18 protein-coding genes, 1 tRNA gene and 1 pseudogene are annotated in these 18,096 nt (G+C 40.5%); 9 read left to right on the forward strand and 11 right to left on the reverse strand.

Translation table 11 applies throughout. The features are described from left to right. Positions 1-14 precede the first annotated feature (14 nt). Positions 15-794, forward strand: a complete 780-nt coding sequence (locus ABLB96_RS14475) for a ferredoxin--NADP reductase (RefSeq protein ID WP_004791202.1) — start codon at positions 15-17, stop codon at positions 792-794. A 361-nt stretch (positions 795-1,155) separates the two neighbouring features. After that, the gene (gene abeS / locus ABLB96_RS14480) at positions 1,156-1,485 is read left to right on the forward strand and encodes a multidrug efflux SMR transporter AbeS (RefSeq protein ID WP_348896349.1); all 330 of its coding nucleotides are present in this window, start codon (positions 1,156-1,158) and stop codon (positions 1,483-1,485) included. Between the two features lie 73 nt (positions 1,486-1,558). On the opposite strand, the gene ABLB96_RS14485 is transcribed toward abeS, so the two are convergent. The 5 genes from ABLB96_RS14485 to ABLB96_RS14505 all read right to left on the reverse strand — a co-directional run bounded on the left by ABLB96_RS14485 (position 1,559) and on the right by ABLB96_RS14505 (position 5,825). Beyond that, positions 1,559-2,335, reverse strand: a complete 777-nt coding sequence (locus ABLB96_RS14485) for an ATP-binding cassette domain-containing protein (RefSeq protein WP_348896348.1) — start codon at positions 2,333-2,335, stop codon at positions 1,559-1,561. A 9-nt stretch (positions 2,336-2,344) separates the two neighbouring features. Beyond that, entirely contained in the window at positions 2,345-3,058 is a 714-nt protein-coding gene (locus ABLB96_RS14490; RefSeq protein ID WP_348896347.1) for an ABC transporter permease, read from the reverse strand. Beyond that, the gene (locus ABLB96_RS14495) at positions 3,055-3,744 is read right to left on the reverse strand and encodes a histidine ABC transporter permease HisQ (RefSeq protein ID WP_348896345.1); all 690 of its coding nucleotides are present in this window, start codon (positions 3,742-3,744) and stop codon (positions 3,055-3,057) included. Before ABLB96_RS14495 ends, ABLB96_RS14490 begins: the two co-directional genes overlap by 4 nt. Positions 3,745-3,835: 91 nt before the next feature. Next, positions 3,836-4,621, reverse strand: coding sequence for an ABC transporter substrate-binding protein (locus tag ABLB96_RS14500; RefSeq protein ID WP_348896344.1), 786 nt, complete (start codon positions 4,619-4,621; stop codon positions 3,836-3,838). A gap of 175 nt (positions 4,622-4,796) precedes the next feature. Further along, a complete protein-coding gene (locus ABLB96_RS14505) occupies positions 4,797-5,825 on the reverse strand; it encodes a LysR family transcriptional regulator (RefSeq protein ID WP_348896343.1) in 1,029 nt (342 codons plus the stop codon). Positions 5,826-6,022: 197 nt separating this feature from the next. On the opposite strand from ABLB96_RS14505, the gene adeF reads away from it, so the two are divergent. From adeF to ABLB96_RS14520, 3 genes are read left to right on the forward strand one after another with little or no spacing between them, the layout of a single operon-like run. Next, complete coding sequence (gene adeF, locus ABLB96_RS14510) at positions 6,023-7,243, forward strand: multidrug efflux RND transporter periplasmic adaptor subunit AdeF (RefSeq protein WP_348896342.1); 1,221 nt, start codon at positions 6,023-6,025, stop codon at positions 7,241-7,243. A gap of 6 nt (positions 7,244-7,249) precedes the next feature. Further along, entirely contained in the window at positions 7,250-10,429 is a 3,180-nt protein-coding gene (gene adeG / locus ABLB96_RS14515; RefSeq protein WP_348896341.1) for a multidrug efflux RND transporter permease subunit AdeG, read from the forward strand. A 12-nt stretch (positions 10,430-10,441) separates the two neighbouring features. Then, complete coding sequence (locus ABLB96_RS14520) at positions 10,442-11,890, forward strand: efflux transporter outer membrane subunit (protein WP_348896340.1); 1,449 nt, start codon at positions 10,442-10,444, stop codon at positions 11,888-11,890. A gap of 40 nt (positions 11,891-11,930) precedes the next feature. Here the strand turns inward: ABLB96_RS14520 and glyA are convergent, their stop codons facing one another. After that, on the reverse strand, positions 11,931-13,184 hold the full coding sequence (gene glyA / locus ABLB96_RS14525) for a serine hydroxymethyltransferase (protein ID WP_191028968.1): 1,254 nt from the start codon (positions 13,182-13,184) through the stop codon (positions 11,931-11,933). A gap of 60 nt (positions 13,185-13,244) precedes the next feature. On the opposite strand from glyA, the pseudogene ABLB96_RS14530 reads away from it, so the two are divergent. After that, positions 13,245-13,322: pseudogene (locus tag ABLB96_RS14530) on the forward strand (hypothetical protein); the annotation flags it as partial. Between the two features lie 108 nt (positions 13,323-13,430). Here ABLB96_RS14530 and ABLB96_RS14535 read toward each other — a convergent pair. Next, on the reverse strand, positions 13,431-14,660 hold the full coding sequence (locus ABLB96_RS14535) for an alpha/beta fold hydrolase (RefSeq protein ID WP_348896339.1): 1,230 nt from the start codon (positions 14,658-14,660) through the stop codon (positions 13,431-13,433). 246 nt (positions 14,661-14,906) lie between these two features. On the opposite strand from ABLB96_RS14535, the gene ABLB96_RS14540 reads away from it, so the two are divergent. From ABLB96_RS14540 to ABLB96_RS14550, 3 genes are all read left to right on the forward strand, one after another. Continuing rightward, the gene (locus tag ABLB96_RS14540; protein ID WP_348896338.1) at positions 14,907-15,593 is read left to right on the forward strand and encodes a 3'-5' exonuclease; all 687 of its coding nucleotides are present in this window, start codon (positions 14,907-14,909) and stop codon (positions 15,591-15,593) included. 148 nt (positions 15,594-15,741) lie between these two features. Further along, on the forward strand, positions 15,742-16,377 hold the full coding sequence (locus tag ABLB96_RS14545) for a hypothetical protein (protein WP_348896337.1): 636 nt from the start codon (positions 15,742-15,744) through the stop codon (positions 16,375-16,377). A 101-nt stretch (positions 16,378-16,478) separates the two neighbouring features. After that, a tRNA-Arg gene (locus tag ABLB96_RS14550) sits at positions 16,479-16,555 on the forward strand. Between the two features lie 81 nt (positions 16,556-16,636). On the opposite strand, the gene ABLB96_RS14555 is transcribed toward ABLB96_RS14550, so the two are convergent. The 4 genes from ABLB96_RS14555 to ABLB96_RS14570 all read right to left on the reverse strand — a co-directional run bounded on the left by ABLB96_RS14555 (position 16,637) and on the right by ABLB96_RS14570 (position 18,068). Next, the gene (locus tag ABLB96_RS14555; protein ID WP_005119941.1) at positions 16,637-16,828 is read right to left on the reverse strand and encodes a hypothetical protein; all 192 of its coding nucleotides are present in this window, start codon (positions 16,826-16,828) and stop codon (positions 16,637-16,639) included. A 124-nt stretch (positions 16,829-16,952) separates the two neighbouring features. Further along, entirely contained in the window at positions 16,953-17,507 is a 555-nt protein-coding gene (locus ABLB96_RS14560) for a lysozyme (protein ID WP_000208715.1), read from the reverse strand. Next, complete coding sequence (locus ABLB96_RS14565) at positions 17,497-17,715, reverse strand: hypothetical protein (RefSeq protein ID WP_001083663.1); 219 nt, start codon at positions 17,713-17,715, stop codon at positions 17,497-17,499. The genes ABLB96_RS14560 and ABLB96_RS14565 overlap by 11 nt, the downstream gene beginning before the upstream one ends. Continuing rightward, entirely contained in the window at positions 17,712-18,068 is a 357-nt protein-coding gene (locus tag ABLB96_RS14570; RefSeq protein WP_348896407.1) for a hypothetical protein, read from the reverse strand. Before ABLB96_RS14570 ends, ABLB96_RS14565 begins: the two co-directional genes overlap by 4 nt. Positions 18,069-18,096 lie beyond the last annotated feature (28 nt).

Here is an 18,096-nt window from a genome sequence, read left to right on the forward strand (position 1 = left end):
GATCGAGACCTTTAATGGCTGCTTTTAACGTCGAACGCATTACTCATGTTCACCACTGGAACGATACTCTTTTCAGTTTTAAAACTACACGCGACACCAGCTTACGTTTTAAAAATGGTCAGTTCGTAATGATCGGACTTGAAGTGAATGGCAAACCGTTAATGCGTGCATATTCGATTGCAAGTGCAAACTATGAAGAAGAATTAGAGTTCTTCTCAATTAAAGTACAAGACGGTCCTTTAACTTCAATTTTACAAAAAGTACAAGTTGGTGATGAAATTTTAATTTCTAAAAAACCAACAGGTACTTTAGTTCATGATGACCTTTTACCGGGTAAAAACTTGTACCTTTTATCTTCTGGTACAGGTCTTGCTCCATTCTTATCAATTATTCGTGACCCAGAAACTTACGAACGCTTTGAAAAAGTAATCGTTGTTCATGGTACACGCTATATTTCTGAATTAGCTTATCAAGACCTTATCCTGAATGAATTACCAAACCATGAATTCTTTGAAGAATTAGGTATTAAAGACAAGCTTGTTTACTACCCTACTGTTACTCGTGAACCTTTCCATACTCAAGGCCGTGTAACAACTGCAATTGAAACTGGTGCTTTATTTGAAAAAATCGGTTTACCACGCTTCAACCGTGAAACTGACCGTGCCATGCTTTGCGGTAGCCCAGCATTCTTAAAAGACGTTGCTGCATTACTTGACCAACACGGTTTAGTTGAATCACCTCGTATGGGTGAAATGGGCGACTACGTAATTGAACGTGCGTTCGTAGAAAAATAAGTTTTTCTAAATAAAAAAACCGAGGCAAAGTCCTCGGTTTTTTTATATCTCTTTTATACAGCGATCATACGAACAATATAAATAATCGCGATTCTACCTACTCGGGTTTTATCTTGATGTATGAGGGAGGCTTAAAGAATTCATTTAAAATCAGCTCCTCTATTTATTATGACTATGCTAATCAGTTATTAAGTAAACGAATAAATGGCTTAGATGATATAGCTAGTGATAAAATGAATTTATCAGTTCAGTTTGATTTACTGGTATTTTTGTACCAGAAAAATTAGACAAACGTTAAAACTGCCACCCCTTTTCAACATTTCATGTAGATTGATTAAAACTCATTCTGGCGCAGCTCCCCATGTCTTATCTTTATTTAGCAATTGCGATTGCTTGTGAAGTTATTGCAACTTCAGCCTTAAAAGCATCTCAAGGTTTTACTGTTCCGATTCCTTCTATCGTTACGGTAGTAGGCTATGCAATTGCTTTTTATCTATTGTCTCTCACCCTCAAAACGATACCAATCGGGATTGCATATGCCATTTGGTCAGGTGCAGGTATTATTTTAATTTCAGCAATTGGCTGGATATTTTACAAGCAACATTTAGACTTGGCAGCCTGTATTGGTCTCACATTTATGATTGCAGGCATTATCATTATTAATGTGTTTTCTAAAAATACGCATCTATAAAATATAACTAGAAAATAACCGAGTATGGTGAAAGTCCTTTTTTGAAAATTTCACCTTACTCGGTATGAACAGCTTATTTTAAACTGCCCGTTAGAAATTGCTTTAAACGTTCACTTTTCGGGTTGTTAAGTACTTCATCAGGATGACCCTGCTCCTCAATTTTCCCTTGATGCAAGAAAATCACTTGATTAGACACATGACGTGCAAAGCCCATTTCATGTGTGACCACAATCATGGTTCGCCCTTCTTCAGCCAAGCCTTGCATTACTTTTAGGACTTCACCCACCAACTCTGGATCAAGCGCACTGGTTGGTTCATCAAACAACATCACTTCCGGTTCCATCGCCAAAGCACGAGCAATTGCTACACGTTGTTGCTGACCACCAGATAAAAATGCTGGGTATTTACTTTCAACGCTCTCAGGTAACCCAACTTTACGCAGATATTTCCTTGCGCACTCTTCTGCCTCAGCACGTTTTACCCCAAGTACATGAATTGGCCCTTCAATGACATTTTCTAGCACTGTCATATGTGACCATAAATTAAAATGCTGAAACACCATCATCAGTTGAGTACGCATTTTTTGTAGTTGCTTTGGATCAACCACTTTTAAATTGCCTTTTTTATCAAAGACTGTGCGTAGTTTTTCACCATTAAGCTTAATACTGCCATTGCTCGGTTGCTCTAAAAAGTTAATACAACGCAGCAAGGTACTTTTACCTGAACCAGATGAACCGATAATACTAATTACATCCCCAGCATTTGCATCAAGTGATATCCCTTTAAGTACTTCATGATCGCCAAATGTTTTGTGTAAATCACGAATCACTAGTTTTGCAACGTGTTCCATTTATGTCTCCTAATGATTCGATGGCTTTAAAAATGCCAACCAACGTTTTTCCAACTTACGAAATATCCAAATCAAAATAAATGCCAACACTGCATATAAAACCGCAGCAATTCCAAAAGCATTGAAAGTGTCATAAGTTGCTGCATTTACATCACGTGCAATTTTTAAAATGTCTGGAACTGTTGCTGTAAATGCAATGGTTGTCGCATGCAACATTAAAATGACTTCATTGCCGTAAAACGGTAAAGCACGGCGCAACATCGATGGAATGATAATACGTGTGTAGAGTTTCCATTTCGACATTCCAAAAGCTTGAGCTGCTTCAATCTCACCATGTGGAATGGAACGAATCGCTCCAGCGAAGATTTCAGTGGTATATGCACCAGTATTGAGCGCGAATGCCAAAATGGTGCAATTTATGCCCTCTCGAAAGAATGCATCGAGCGCCTGATGCTCATGGACATAGTCAAAGCTATAAATGCCCGAGTAAATAATTAACAGTTGGATGTACAGTGGTGTGCCACGAAAAACATAGGTAAACAGCCAAACTGGTCCACGCAACCAGATATTTTCTGATACTCGTGCAAGTGATAAAGGCACAGCAAGCACAAACCCAATACCAATAGAAAGCACCAATAACCAGGCAGTCATCGCGACACCCGTCATTTGTAAGCCATCTGTCCAAAGGTATGACTGCCAATACTGTTGAAGGATTTCAATCATAATTGTCCCTCTCTCACACCAGCAGAATAACGACGTTCAAGCCACATTAAAATCAGGTTTGACACGGTAGTAATTACCAAATAAATGGCAGCAGCGACGATGCTGAAAAAGAACAATTGCATGGTACTTCTACCCACATCTTGCGTAATTTTTACAATATCAGTGAGACCAATAATGGAAACCAGCGCAGTTGCCTTAATCAAAACTTGCCAGTTATTACCAATACCGGGCAACGCAAAACGCATCATTTGAGGGAATAATACACGGTGAAAAACCTGCCATGGTGTCATACCATAAGCCATTGCGGCTTCAATTTGTCCCGTTGGAACCGATTGAAATGCACCACGAAAGGTCTCGGTAAAATATGCACCGTAAATGAACGCTAAAGTAATCACACCAGCCACAAATGGGTTGATATCAATTTGCTCCATTTGCAGTGCTTCAGTAATTTGGTTTAGACCCAACTGCAAGCTATAAAATAACAGCAGCATAATTACCAAATCAGGTACACTACGAATAAGCGTGGTATAAGCAGTTGCAATATAACGTAAAGCTTTAATATTAGAGAGTTTTGAACTCGCACCAATTAAGCCAATAATGACAGAAAGCAAGAGTGATAACAGCGCAAGCTGTATGGTCATCCATGTTCCGCTGAGAAGGAGTGGCCCGTAGCCAGAAAAAGACATGACTCCTCTTCTCCTTAAAAACAATATCTAATATTGATGAGATGAGAAAAGATTTAAAAATGTCGGCACTCGGCCGACATTTTTCACATCATTAGTAAATGCTAAAAGAGAAGTATTTTTTCTCGAGTTTTTTGTATGTACCATCAGCAATGATTGCAGCAAGTGCTTTATCAATATTTGCTTTCAAGTCTGCATCTTCTTTGCGTAAACCAATGGCCGCACCTACACCCAATGTTTTAACATCAACGACATTGCCGCCGGCAAAAGTGAAATTTTTGCCTTTTGGTTGTTTTAAGAAAGCGCCATCAACCATGATTGCATCTTGTAAAGTTGCATCCAAACGACCAGATATCATGTCTTGGTAAATCAAGTCTTGAGTTGGATAAGGAACAACACTTACACCTTTTGGAGCCCAATAGGTTTTAGCGTAAGTTTCTTGAATTGTGCCCTGTTGTACACCTACACGCTTACCTTTTAATGAAGTAGGTGTTGGCAATAAAGGTGAGCCTTTTTTTGCGACCATACGCGTTGGCGTATTGTAGATTTTGCTACTAAATAAAATCTGTTTCGCACGTTCATCAGTGACGGTCATTGATGAAAGAATACCGTCAAATTTTTTCGCTTTAAGTGCCGGAATCATTCCGTCAAAAGAGTTTTCAACCCAAACACATTTTGCTTTGAGTTTTGCACAAATGGCATTCCCCAAATCAACATCAAAACCAGTTAACTTGCCATCTGGTGTTTTATATTCAAACGGCGCATAAGACGACTCAGTACCAAAACGAATCACCTTCCAATCCTTTGCCTGAACATTCGTTGCAACAGCAGCCAAAACTAAGGTTGTTGAAACGAACATTTTTTTCATAAAGCTTGCCATCTTGAAGCTTCTCCTTAAAATCCAAATAAGGTGATAAAAACTTGAGCAATTTCTAAATTACTCTTCTGCTGAAATAATTGCAATTTCTATACCAGTAATTTAAGGATTTATGAATGTGACTAAACAATGGATTGTATTAACGGTTTAAATGTTGAAAAATCACTCAAATTTTAAGTTAATTTTTGAGTGTATAAGCTTCTGCCATATTTTCATTTTCAACCAATGTCCGAATGGTGTATTCATGGTTATATTCTTTGGCACTGGCAAACTCACATTTTTGATCTAGTGACATAGAGCAACCACTCAACAATGGACAACCTGCAAATAATTCGGCCACCCAGTCTACAAATACACGGACTTTAGGCGATAAATGACGGTTTTGTAGATAAACGACTGATATTGGCATAGGTGCAGGTAACCATTCAGTCAACACTTCCCTAAGTGCACCAGACTCTAAGTGTTTTGCTACCATGTAATATGGACATTGAATGAGGCCAAAGCCTTGTACTGCCAAATCAATATATGAGTCGCCATCATTGACAGAAACACGTCCTTTCACACCGACACTATGAATTTCACCGTTCACCATGAAATCCCAGTCGATATTGCGTCCGGTACGGCTATTAAAATAATGCACGACCTGATGTTTTTGTAAGTCTTCAATGGTTTTCGGCTCACCATGTTCCATCAAATAACGTGGTGCAGCAACCGTCACACACTGAATTGTCCCGATACGACGTGCAACTAAACTTGAATCTTTCAATTGACCAATACGAATGACACAGTCCACTGCATCTTGAACTAAATCGACCGGGCGATCACTCATACCAATCACCAAATCAATATCAGGATACTTGGCATGAAAATCACAAAGCATCGGAATCAGGATTAACCGCCCGATTGAAGCTTTAACATCAATGCGTAGTCGGCCTCGTGGCCCACGTTCAGAATCATGAAAATTCGATTCTACGTCTTCGACATCGGCTAAAATTCGCGCAGAACGTTCATAATAAACTGCACCATCTGGTGTCAAACTCAGTTTACGTGTGGTTCGGTTCAATAACCGAACTTGTAAATGTTTCTCTAAACCCTGAATGGTAGTCGTCACAGAAGCACGCGGTAGGCCTAAACTGTCAGCCGCTAAACTGAAACTATTTGTTTCGACAACTTTGTTAAATACTTTCATCGCATGAAATAGATCCACACGCACACTCCTATCAATGCATTCAATTATTCAAACACATCAATTGTTATAAAAATACGAATAGTGTTATCGAATTTAATATATTTATTCGTGATTGACAAACTTTTATGCTCCGTCCATCCCATAAACCCTGTTTCTCCCATACGGACCAAAACTAAAAGTCTGAAAACAGGTATCCAAATAACTAGGAGCACCTCATGTCATTTTCTCGCAAACAGTTCGCACTGTCTGCCATCTTTGTCGCCATTTTGGCTACAGGGGGCAGTTTTATGTTTTTACATGAAAATGCCGATGCAAAAGCTGCACCGACCAGTGCCCAACAAGCTACAACTGTTGATATTTCTAATGTCATCAGCAAAACCATTACCGATTGGCAAGAATATTCCGGTCGCTTAGAAGCGATTGATCAAGTCGATATTCGCCCCCAAGTTTCAGGAAAACTCATTTCTGTACACTTCAAAGATGGCAGTCTTGTTAAAAAGGGCGACTTACTTTTTACAATTGACCCTCGCCCATTTGAAGCAGAACTGAATCGTGCCCAAGCTCAACTCGCTTCGGCTGAAGCACAAGTGACTTATACGGGTTCTAACCTTTCTCGTATTCAACGTTTAATTCAAAGTAATGCTGTATCCCGCCAAGAGCTAGATTTAGCTGAAAATGATGCTCGTTCGGCAAATGCCAACCTGCAAGCCGCTAGAGCCGCCGTTCAATCTGCACGTTTAAATCTTGAGTACACTCGTATTACTGCACCAGTCAGCGGTCGTATTTCACGTGCCGAAGTAACTGTTGGTAATGTCGTTTCTGCAGGTAATGGAGCACAGGTTTTAACAAGCTTAGTGTCCGTATCTCGCCTTTATGCATCTTTCGATGTTGATGAACAAACTTATCTGAAATACATCAGTAATCAACGTAATTCAGCACAAGTTCCTGTCTATATGGGGCTTGCTAATGAAACTGGTTTTTCTCGTGAAGGAACGATCAACTCAATCGACAATAACCTGAATACCACTTCCGGTACGATCCGTGTTCGTGCGACTTTTAGCAATCCAAACGGAGTTTTATTACCGGGTTTATATGCGCGAATCCGTTTAGGTGGCGGTCAACCGCGCTCAGCTATTTTGATTAGTCCAACCGCTGTTGGGGTCGATCAAGATAAACGTTTTGTTGTAGTCGTCGATGCTAAAAATCAGACTGCTTACCGTGAAGTAAAACTGGGTACACAACAAGATGGACTGCAAATCGTGAATAGCGGATTACAAGCGGGTGACCGCATTGTGGTAAATGGTTTACAACGAATTCGTCCGGGTGACCCTGTGACTCCGCATCTTGTTCCTATGCCAAATGCGCAAATCACTGCGAGCAGCACTACTCCTCAACCTCAGCCAACAGATAAAACATCAACTCCGGCAAAAGGTTAATCCGATATGAATATTTCTAAATTTTTTATTGATCGGCCGATCTTTGCTGGTGTGTTATCAGTACTGATTTTACTTGCCGGTCTACTGTCGGTATTTAAATTACCGATTTCTGAATATCCAGAAGTTGTTCCGCCATCTGTGGTGGTACGTGCTCAATATCCGGGTGCAAACCCGAAAGTGATTGCCGAAACTGTTGCCTCTCCACTTGAAGAGTCAATTAACGGCGTAGAAGACATGCTGTATATGCAATCTCAAGCAAACAGCGACGGCAACTTAACCATTACGGTGAACTTTAAGCTCGGTATAGACCCAGATAAAGCTCAGCAATTGGTTCAAAACCGTGTATCTCAAGCCCTACCTCGCTTACCAGAAGATGTGCAGCGTTTAGGTGTTACTACTTTAAAAAGCTCACCTACCTTAACCATGGTTGTACATTTGACCTCACCAGATAATCGCTATGACATGACCTATTTACGTAACTATGCGGTACTGAACGTAAAAGACCGTTTAGCGCGTTTACAAGGTGTCGGTGAAGTCGGTTTATTTGGTTCCGGTGACTACGCGATGCGTGTATGGCTCGACCCACAAAAAGTGGCACAGCGAAACCTCACAGCAACTGAAATTGTGACTGCCATCCGTGAACAAAACATTCAGGTAGCAGCGGGTACAATCGGTGCATCACCAAGTAATTCACCTTTACAGCTTTCAGTAAATGCTCAAGGTCGTTTAACCACTGAGCAAGAGTTTGCCGATATTATTTTAAAAACGGCTCCCGACGGTGCGGTCACCCGATTGGGTGATGTTGCTCGTGTTGAACTTGCAGCTTCACAATACGGCTTGCGTTCATTACTCGATAATAAACAAGCAGTCGCGATTCCAATTTTCCAAGCACCGGGTGCTAATGCTTTGCAAGTTTCTGATCAAGTGCGTAGCACAATGAAGGAGCTTTCAAAAGATTTCCCATCTTCAATTAAATACGACATTGTATACGACCCGACTCAGTTCGTACGTGCCAGTATTAAGGCAGTAGTTCATACCTTACTTGAAGCAATTGCACTGGTTGTTGTGGTTGTTATTTTATTCTTACAAACATGGCGTGCCTCAATCATTCCATTGCTTGCTGTACCGGTTTCAATTATTGGTACATTTGCACTCATGCTTGCTTTTGGTTACTCCATCAATGCACTATCACTGTTCGGGATGGTACTTGCCATCGGAATTGTGGTGGATGACGCGATTGTCGTCGTCGAAAATGTCGAGAGGAATATTGAAGCCGGCCTAAACCCAAGGGAAGCAACTTATCGTGCCATGCGAGAAGTAAGTGGACCGATTATTGCCATTGCTTTAACGCTCGTTGCCGTATTCGTACCTCTTGCCTTTATGACAGGCTTAACCGGCCAATTTTATAAACAATTTGCCATGACCATTGCCATTTCAACGGTTATTTCGGCATTTAACTCCCTTACGCTATCTCCGGCCTTAGCTGCCATGTTACTAAAAGGACATGATGCTAAGCCTGATGCATTAACACGCATTATGAACCGGGTATTCGGACGTTTCTTTGCACTGTTTAACCGCGTATTTACACGCGCGTCAGACAACTATGGTAAAGGCGTAAGTCGTGTCATCTCTCATAAAGCATCGGCAATGGGTGTCTATGCTGCACTTTTAGGTTTAACAGTAGGTATTTCTTATATTGTTCCGGGTGGTTTCGTTCCCGCACAAGACAAACAATATTTGATTAGCTTTGCTCAACTACCAAACGGTGCGTCATTAGATCGTACTGAAGCTGTCATTCGTAAAATGAGTGATACAGCACTTAAACAACCTGGTGTAGAAAGTGCGGTTGCCTTCCCTGGTCTATCAATTAACGGTTTCACCAATAGCTCAAGCGCTGGTATTGTCTTTGTGACCTTAAAACCATTTGATGAACGTAAGGCAAAAGACCTATCTGCAAATGCAATTGCAGGAGCTTTAAACCAGAAATATTCAGCCATTCAAGATGCCTATATTGCGGTTTTCCCACCACCACCAGTGATGGGCTTAGGTACCATGGGCGGCTTTAAACTCCAACTTGAAGACCGAGGTGCCTTAGGCTATTCAGCGCTGAACGATGCTGCACAAAACTTTATGAAAGCAGCAAAATCAGCTCCTGAACTTGGTCCAATGTTCTCAAGCTATCAAATTAATGTACCTCAGCTAAATGTAGATCTGGACCGTGTAAAAGCCAAACAGCAAGGTGTTGCTGTGACAGATGTTTTCAACACGATGCAGATTTATTTAGGTTCTCAGTATGTTAATGACTTTAACCGCTTTGGTCGTGTTTATCAGGTTCGAGCGCAAGCCGATGCACCTTTCCGTGCTAATCCAGAAGATATTTTGCAGCTTAAAACCCGTAACAGTGCCGGACAAATGGTGCCGTTATCTTCACTGGTCAATGTGACTCAAACTTATGGTCCAGAAATGGTAGTGCGTTATAACGGCTATACCTCAGCGGATATTAACGGCGGCCCTGCACCGGGCTATTCATCTAGCCAAGCTGAAGCTGCGGTTGAACGTATTGCTGCACAAACTCTACCGCGTGGTATCAAGTTTGAGTGGACAGATTTAACTTATCAAAAAATCTTGGCTGGTAATGCAGGACTTTGGGTATTCCCAATTAGCGTATTGCTCGTGTTCCTAGTCTTAGCCGCTCAATATGAAAGTCTAACTTTGCCGTTAGCTGTCATTTTAATTGTACCAATGGGAATCTTGGCTGCTCTGACAGGGGTTTGGCTCACCAGTGGAGATAACAACATCTTTACCCAAATTGGTCTGATGGTTCTAGTTGGGCTGGCCTGTAAAAACGCCATTTTGATTGTTGAATTTGCAAGGGAACTCGAAATGCAAGGTGCAACTGCCTTTAAAGCAGCTGTTGAAGCAAGTCGTCTACGTTTGCGCCCAATTTTAATGACGTCTATTGCATTTATTATGGGTGTAGTTCCATTGGTTACTTCAACGGGTGCAGGTTCTGAAATGCGTCATGCTATGGGTGTTGCCGTATTCTTCGGCATGATCGGGGTAACATTCTTTGGTTTATTCCTCACCCCTGCCTTTTATGTCCTGATTCGCACATTGAACAGCAAACATAAATTGCATTCAGCGGCAGTTCATGAAGCGCCTTTATCTACCCCACATGATCACTAAGGAGGACATTTAATGGCTACAGCAAGACAAAGCTTATTACTGTCCTCACTCATGGGAAGCCTGCTGCTTGCAGGCTGCTCTTTAGCTCCGGAATATCAACCTGCAAAAGTGATCGTTCCAGTCAAATTTAAAGAGTCAAACCCTAAACTTGAGGATAACAATTGGAAAATTGCCCAACCTGCCGATCAGCAGGTTCGAGGTGAATGGTGGCGTGTTTTTAATGATGCTCAATTAAATGAGCTAGAACAACAAGCAATTGCCGGCAACCAAAATCTTAAAGCTGTGGCAGCCAATATTCAGGCCTCACGTGCAATACGTTCAGCAGCACAAGCCGAACGCTTGCCTAGCATTAGTGCTGGCTTTGGGCCGACTCGTCAAAAACCCTCTCCTGCTTCATTGGGGTTAGATGACAATGCCCATACATCCGCACAAACCTTATGGCGTGCTCAAGCGAATGTCTCATATGAGCTGGATTTATTTGGTCGTATTACCAGTAGTGTTAATGCAGCAACAGCTGATGTACAGCAACAAGAAGCTCTATATCAGTCGGCACTTTTAGCCTTACAAGCCGATGTTGCCCAAGGCTATTTTCTCATTCGCCAGCTTGATGCTGAACAAGCAATTTATAATCGCACTATTAAGTTACTGGGCGAAACCCGAGATCTTGTTCAAACTCGATTTCGTAATGGTTTAGTCAGTGAATTAGATGTTTCTCGCGCACAGACTGAACTTGCTACAGCACAAACCAATGCATTAAATATTGCTCGTAATAGAGCAAATACCGAACATGCGCTTGCTGTATTGCTAGGAAAAACACCGGCTGATTTCGATCTAACTGTTCAACCTTTAGCAACAAACAGTATTCGTCTTCCAGCGGGTTTACCTTCGACTTTACTTGAAAGACGTCCTGATATTGCTGCTGCCGAACGTGCAATGGCAGCAGATAATGCGCGTATTGGAATTGCACGCGCTGCTTTCTTTCCAAAACTAGACCTGACAGGTGCACTCGGTTATGAATCGTCGAGTTTAAGCGAGTTAGGTAAATGGTCGAGCCGAACATTTTTACTTGGTCCAGTCGCAGGTACTATTTTATCTTTGCCATTATTTGATGGCGGACAACGTAAAGCAGGCGTTGCTCAAGCAAGAGCAGCCTATGAAGAAAGCGTTGCCAACTATAGACAAACTGTCCTAAACGCATTTCGGGAAGTTGAAAATGGTTTATCTGATCAAAGAATACTTGATCAACAAATTCAGGCTCAAAACCAAGCACTCTCATCTTCTCGTCATGCAAATCAACTGTCACACTTACGTTATCGAGAAGGTGCGATTAGCTATCTTGATGTGATCGACTCAGATCGGACTATATTGCAACAAGAGCAACTTTCCGCACAGCTGAAAGGCAGCCAAATCATTGCAAGCGTCAATTTAATCCGTGCTTTAGGTGGGGGTTGGAAGAATTAATAAAAAAAGCGCCTTACGGCGCTTTTTTTATACACACAAATTATTTTGCATATACAGGGAATTTTGCACAAACAGCTTCAACTTTCGCTTTTACATCAGCAATAACTTTTTCGTCACCTTTGCTGTCAATCACGTCAGCGATCCAACCAGCAAGTTCACGAACTTCAGCTTCACCAAAACCACGAGTTGTTACTGCTGGAGTACCGATACGGATACCAGAAGTCACGAATGGAGAACGTGGGTCATTTGGAACTGAGTTTTTGTTCACAGTAATGTGAGCAGCACCTAACCAAGCATCTGCATCTTTACCAGTTACGTCTTGCTTGATTAAAGATAACAAGAATAAGTGGTTGTCTGTACCGCCAGAAACAACGTCATAACCACGAGCGATTAATACTTCAGCCATAGCTTGAGCATTTTTCACAACTTGTTGTTGGTAAGCTTTAAAGTCATCAGACATTGCTTCTTTGAAGCAGATTGCTTTAGCAGCAATCGCATGCATTAATGGACCACCTTGGTTACCAGGGAATACAGCTGATTGAAGTTTTTTCTCGATTTCTTCATTCGCTTTCGCAAGGATTAAACCAGAACGTGGACCACGAAGTGTTTTGTGAGTCGTAGTTGTAGTTACGTCAGCAATTTGCACTGGGTTTGGATATACACCAGCAGCAACAAGACCTGCAACGTGAGCCATATCAACAAAAAGATAAGCGCCAACTTTGTCCGCGATGTCACGGAAACGTTGCCAATCTACAACACGGCTATAAGCAGAGAAACCAGCAACGATCATACGTGGCTTGTGCTCTAATGCTAAACGTTCAACTTCTTCGTAATCGATCTCGCCAGTTTCAGAGTTTAAACCGTACTGAACAGCGTTATAAGTTTTACCAGAGAAGCTTACTTTCGCACCGTGAGTCAAGTGACCACCGTGAGCCAAGCTCATACCCAAAACTGTATCGCCTGGGTTAAGAAGTGCTAAATAAACAGCAGAGTTAGCTTGTGAGCCAGCATGTGGTTGAACGTTTGCATAATCGGCACCAAAAAGTTCTTTAGCACGGTCAATCGCCATTTGCTCAATAACGTCTACATACTCGCAACCGCCATAATAGCGTTTGCCTGGATAACCTTCTGCATATTTATTCGTAAGTTTTGATCCTTGCGCTTCCATCACCGCAGGAGAGCAATAGTTTTCAGATGCAATTAACTCGATATGTGCTTCTTGACGCTCACCTTCAGAAGCAATTGCTTGAGCTAATTCTGGATCAAATTCAGAAATGGAAATATTGGCAAACATTAGCGGGGGTCCTATAAATTAGGGCTTTTAAGCCGTGCTAAGATTGCGGCATATTGTAGCATGAACTTTATAATTAAACAGAATCAAGTTAGCTCAGTTTTAAATAAAAATGGCTCAATTTTTATAAAAAATGAGCCATCAAATCTAAAATAATTTATAAACACTTTAAAAACTTTTATTTAATACTTTTCTAAAGTTAAATTTAGCTTTTTATAGCAACAAAAAAACTTTAAATATCAAATACTCTTATTGAGCTGACAATAAGTTTTGTACATTCCCAACAATGTTATCTACATTACTGCTCATCGCCGTTTCATGGTCCCAGTTACCCGTTACATAGCTATTAATTTTTGTGCCCACGACAGTGGCATTAGATATCAAAATATCAGTCGCTACTTTAGGAACTGTAGTATCTGCTTGCCCCTGATAAATGATAATCGGTGTAGATACTTTTACCTGTAGCGGTTGAGAATCTTTATCTAAGAACGTTTTTACAATGGGTACACCCATAAAGTTGGTTTGTGTACGAGTATAACCATCAAGCGTTCCGCCATGTGTTGCTGCGTAGGTTTGCATATTCCCCACAAAAGTTTGTGCTAATGGCCCAGCACAAATTGTTTCTGCCTGCTGTGCGGTACTTGCTGTTTGTGAAGTAAATACCTGTGAGTAATCAAAATTTGGCTGTGTATTTCGAATGCCAGCTGTAACTAGAGCCGTATAAGTATCAAGCTGTGCATACATTGGAATTTTTTGATCCAAGGTTGCATTAGCAACAGCCTGTTCACCTGCAAGTAAAATGAAGCCTAGATTAGAAGCAGGTGCTACTGCTACTGTACCTTTATAGTTTAGCTGTGCACGACTTGCATATTGAGCAGCGCCCAAAGCAGCATGCCCACCCTGCGAATGTCCTACAGTGACCCATTTGTTCGAAGTTAATAAATTACGTTGAGATAAATAATTGCGGGTTGCAACCACCGCATCTGTAATTGAATAAGCTTCACTTTTAACATTTAAAAATGGATGTATGCCCGGTGTTCCTAAACCTTCATAATCAGGTGCAACGACGACATAACCTGCTGCAAGTAATTTACTAATTAAATCTTTGGTACTGTCTTCTAAAGCAGATTTACTTGGTGCACATGCATCTGCAACCCCTGTTGTTCCATGTGCCCAAACGACAATTGGCCAACCACCTGCTGGCGGTGGTGTCGTTGGTGTAAATACTAAACTGGTTGCCTGTACCTCTTGTCCACTTTGCCCTAACATTTTATAAGTCAGAATACTACTTTCAGCAGCAACCGACCCTAAGTTAGTGCTTGTATAAGCATCTACTTTAACGACAGGGTTTTGAATATTATTGGCTGGAGTACCAGATGGATCAGTAGTTGCTGGGCTATCATCACTACTTCCTCCTCCACATGCCGTCAACAATAAACTTGTGCTAAGAACACTGGTCATGAACAGTTTCATTTTCATTGATATATCCCTTAAATTCAATTTTTGTTGTGCTTTAGTTTTTAATGAACATTTTAAATGTCTTACAAACAATTACGCCTAAACTTAATTTTTCGCAAGTGATATTTCATCAAAATTAACACCCAAATCTGCTAATTTTCAACATAAATTGAATTTCTTATTCACATCTAACCCTACTCCATGTTTTAAAGTAGTTAGTCAACTGTTAACATTCATCATTACTTGGGATTGTTCAAAGGGTCAGATATGCAAGCCATTATTTTAGATACAGAAACTCATACACTAAATGGTTTACCTATTGAAATTGCATATGCTCCAATTGAACTGAATGCAGGTAAACTCACATTAGATAAAAGCAAGTTGTTTGATCAGCTCTATCAGGTTCGCGCACCGATCTCTTATGCGGCTATGGCAGTACATCACATATTAGAGTCTGATTTAGAAAACCAACCCCACTATAAAACGTTTCAATTACCTGAGAGCACAACTTATATTATTGGTCATAACATTGATTATGATATTGCCGCAATTGCGCGTTGTGGTGTCGATGTATCTCATATTAAACCGATTTGTACTTTAGCTTTAGCTCGTAAAGCTTGGCCAGATGCTGAAGCACATAATATTTCGGCACTCATCTATATGATTTCTCAAGGCAGTGGTAAAGCTCGAGAAATGCTTAAAGGTGCTCACCGTGCCGATGCTGATATTATTTTAACTGCCAATATTTTGATGCATATTATCTATCATTTAAATATTCAAGATATTGAAGAGCTTTATCAAGTTTCTGAAGAAGCTCGTATTCCGCATACGATTAATTTTGGTAAGCATACAGGTACGGCAATTGCCGAATTGCCTAAAGATTATATTCAATGGCTTCTTCGCCAAGACGAGTTAGATGTCTATTTACGTAAGGCTTTAGAAAACGCATTTTAAATACTTAAATAGATGATATTCATAAATTCTTCATCATATTGTCATTTTTAGGTTTTATCTTAAACCCCATTTATATTTTATTAAGAACAGTACTGTTTGATAGAGAAAAATCAAACAGGCTGTTTCATTTTTATATTGGGGAAATACAATGTCTGGTTTTTATAGAACCAATTTGGGAAGAGTTGCACTTCAACAACGGAATATTGCTCTAAATGCAAAACAAAGACGCTTACTTTTACTCATCGATCATGAAGATTTTGTAAATCTCGATACCGAATTCAAAAAGCGTATTGCCCCACCAGAGTTGATTCAGCAACTTATTGACTTAAAACTTATTGCTCGTACTCACGAAAACGATTCAGACGTAACTGAACAAATAGCTACTTCAAAATCCTCTTCAACGGCTAAAGAAATAGATGTACCTCAAAAAAATACAATAGATGACAATAAAGGTCATGATCTTGTCGGAGAAATTCAGGTTCCTCAGCAATTATCTTCACATCCTTCAAATATTGAATCCCAGCTGCCGCTCTCACTTCCAATTGAACAACTTAGTTTCGAAGAAATACAACAATTAATGAAAAAAAGCTTGAATATGTACTGCGGACTTATGGGTAAACCACTGATTCAAAAAATAGAGCAGATCAAAACTATTCAGGAGCTTAAAATGTGCCAAATGCAATGGATTACCAGTTTACAGGAGTCACGTATTCCACCTCATGAGCTAGCACATACGCTTCATTCTATTAATTATTCAATTCAGCTCATTCAACAAAGGATCTGAAATAGATCAAGTTGCTGTTTAATTAAGCATAAAAGCCTCTTGCCACGTATTTCGTGCTTTACCTATCAGTGTTTTTTTCCTATGATGTGCCCCACACATGTGCGCTCGTAGCTCAGTTGGATAGAGTACAGGTTTCCGAAGCCTGGGGTCGTGGGTTCGATCCCCGCCGAGCGCACCAATTCATTATATTAAATCAACTACTTAACTATATTTTGGCGTAGATTTGGCGTAATGCGCTTTTTATCCACAGGTTTTTGACCTAATTTTGCTTCTTATCAAAGGTCCATCTTTTGCCATTGTAAGTCACAGTGCCATCTAAATTAATGGTCAACTCTTTTAATGAGTAGTCATAGATTTTAAGAACATTCCCGTTCTTATCTAAATCAGCGGGTAGATTGCAAGTATTTTCCATCCTGCCCGCTTCCGAAACCATGATCATGACTTGCGACATCACAAAGCCCTTACACAAATCGAGACATTCACATTACTATTAATTGTGTGAGCTGTGCAACCTGAGAATAGGAGGCACAGCAGTGTGATGATTGATGCAACTTTAGTGCGTTTACACATATAAGTTACTTCTTTAAAAAGAGTGCTCGTTCTGCTTCTCGGCGACGAACTAGGCCCTTCATAACCTTGCCACCTGCTTTGTTCCACACAAGGAATTGATCAGCAGCGCCTTGATAGTCACCTTTATTCAGTTTTTTTAATAAGGTTGAATTATTAAATGCACCTGAGCCAATGTTGTAAGTCAGCGATACCAAAGCATCAAATTGGTTTTGAGTTAAAGGCACAGTAACCGATTCATTTACAGTCTTTTCAAATTTGGCTAAGTCGTGTTTGAAGTAGGCTTTAGCTTGCTCAGGTGTACAAGTATCCCCTTTTTTTACCTTCACGCCATTAGGATAAACTGTTGTGCCAGTACCAATGGTCCAGATGCCCACACCATCGTCATAGGCTGTGAATCGTGTGCCTTCAAAACTAGAAATTAGGTCAACGCCAACATCACTTGTAGTTTTTCCACCTGGTGCAAGTTTATCGACTACTTTATTTAAATCGTCTACTTGTGCCTGTGTAAGCTTGCCGCCTGCGATCACTCGGGCAGCGTCGAAGAATGGTTTAGTTGTCATTTGATTCACCTTTCTTTTTCTCTAACTCAGAGCTACCAAAATAAAAGCCACATGCAGTTGTCATAGCCCCTGCAATGAAACCCAATGCCGTATTGATCAGATTGCTGTTTTCTCGCGGCATATCCACAAAAAATAAAGCAATCACTAAAACAAACATCAGTCCCACTAATGCGAAAGCTAGATAAGCTCTTGTGTTTTCACTATTCATCGTCCTGCTTCCTCTAACCGTGAAACCTTCTCTTTAATTAAAGATTGATCTTGGCTTAATTGAATAATTGAAGATCCAACCCAAGCGCACAGCGAAAATACGATTCCTGCAAAGATGCCAAGCAGTACACACAATACAGAAATTCCACCATCTTGCGCTGCTGTGCGGTTTTCTAAATTGGCGACTTTGATATCCAATGTATCGATATCCTTTTTGTTCTGTTCGCTAGTCTCTTTGTGTGCTTCATTAATAAAAGTCAGTCGAGTAACATGATCTGACAACATGCGAATATCACTCTGAATTGAGTCAATTTTCTTTTCAAATCTCAACCCGTATGATTCATTTTCAGTCATGCCTTCCCCCTTTCGTTTAGGCAATAAA

The organism is Acinetobacter sp. XH1741 (genome assembly GCF_041021895.1).
Taxonomy (GTDB): Bacteria; Pseudomonadota; Gammaproteobacteria; order Pseudomonadales; family Moraxellaceae; genus Acinetobacter.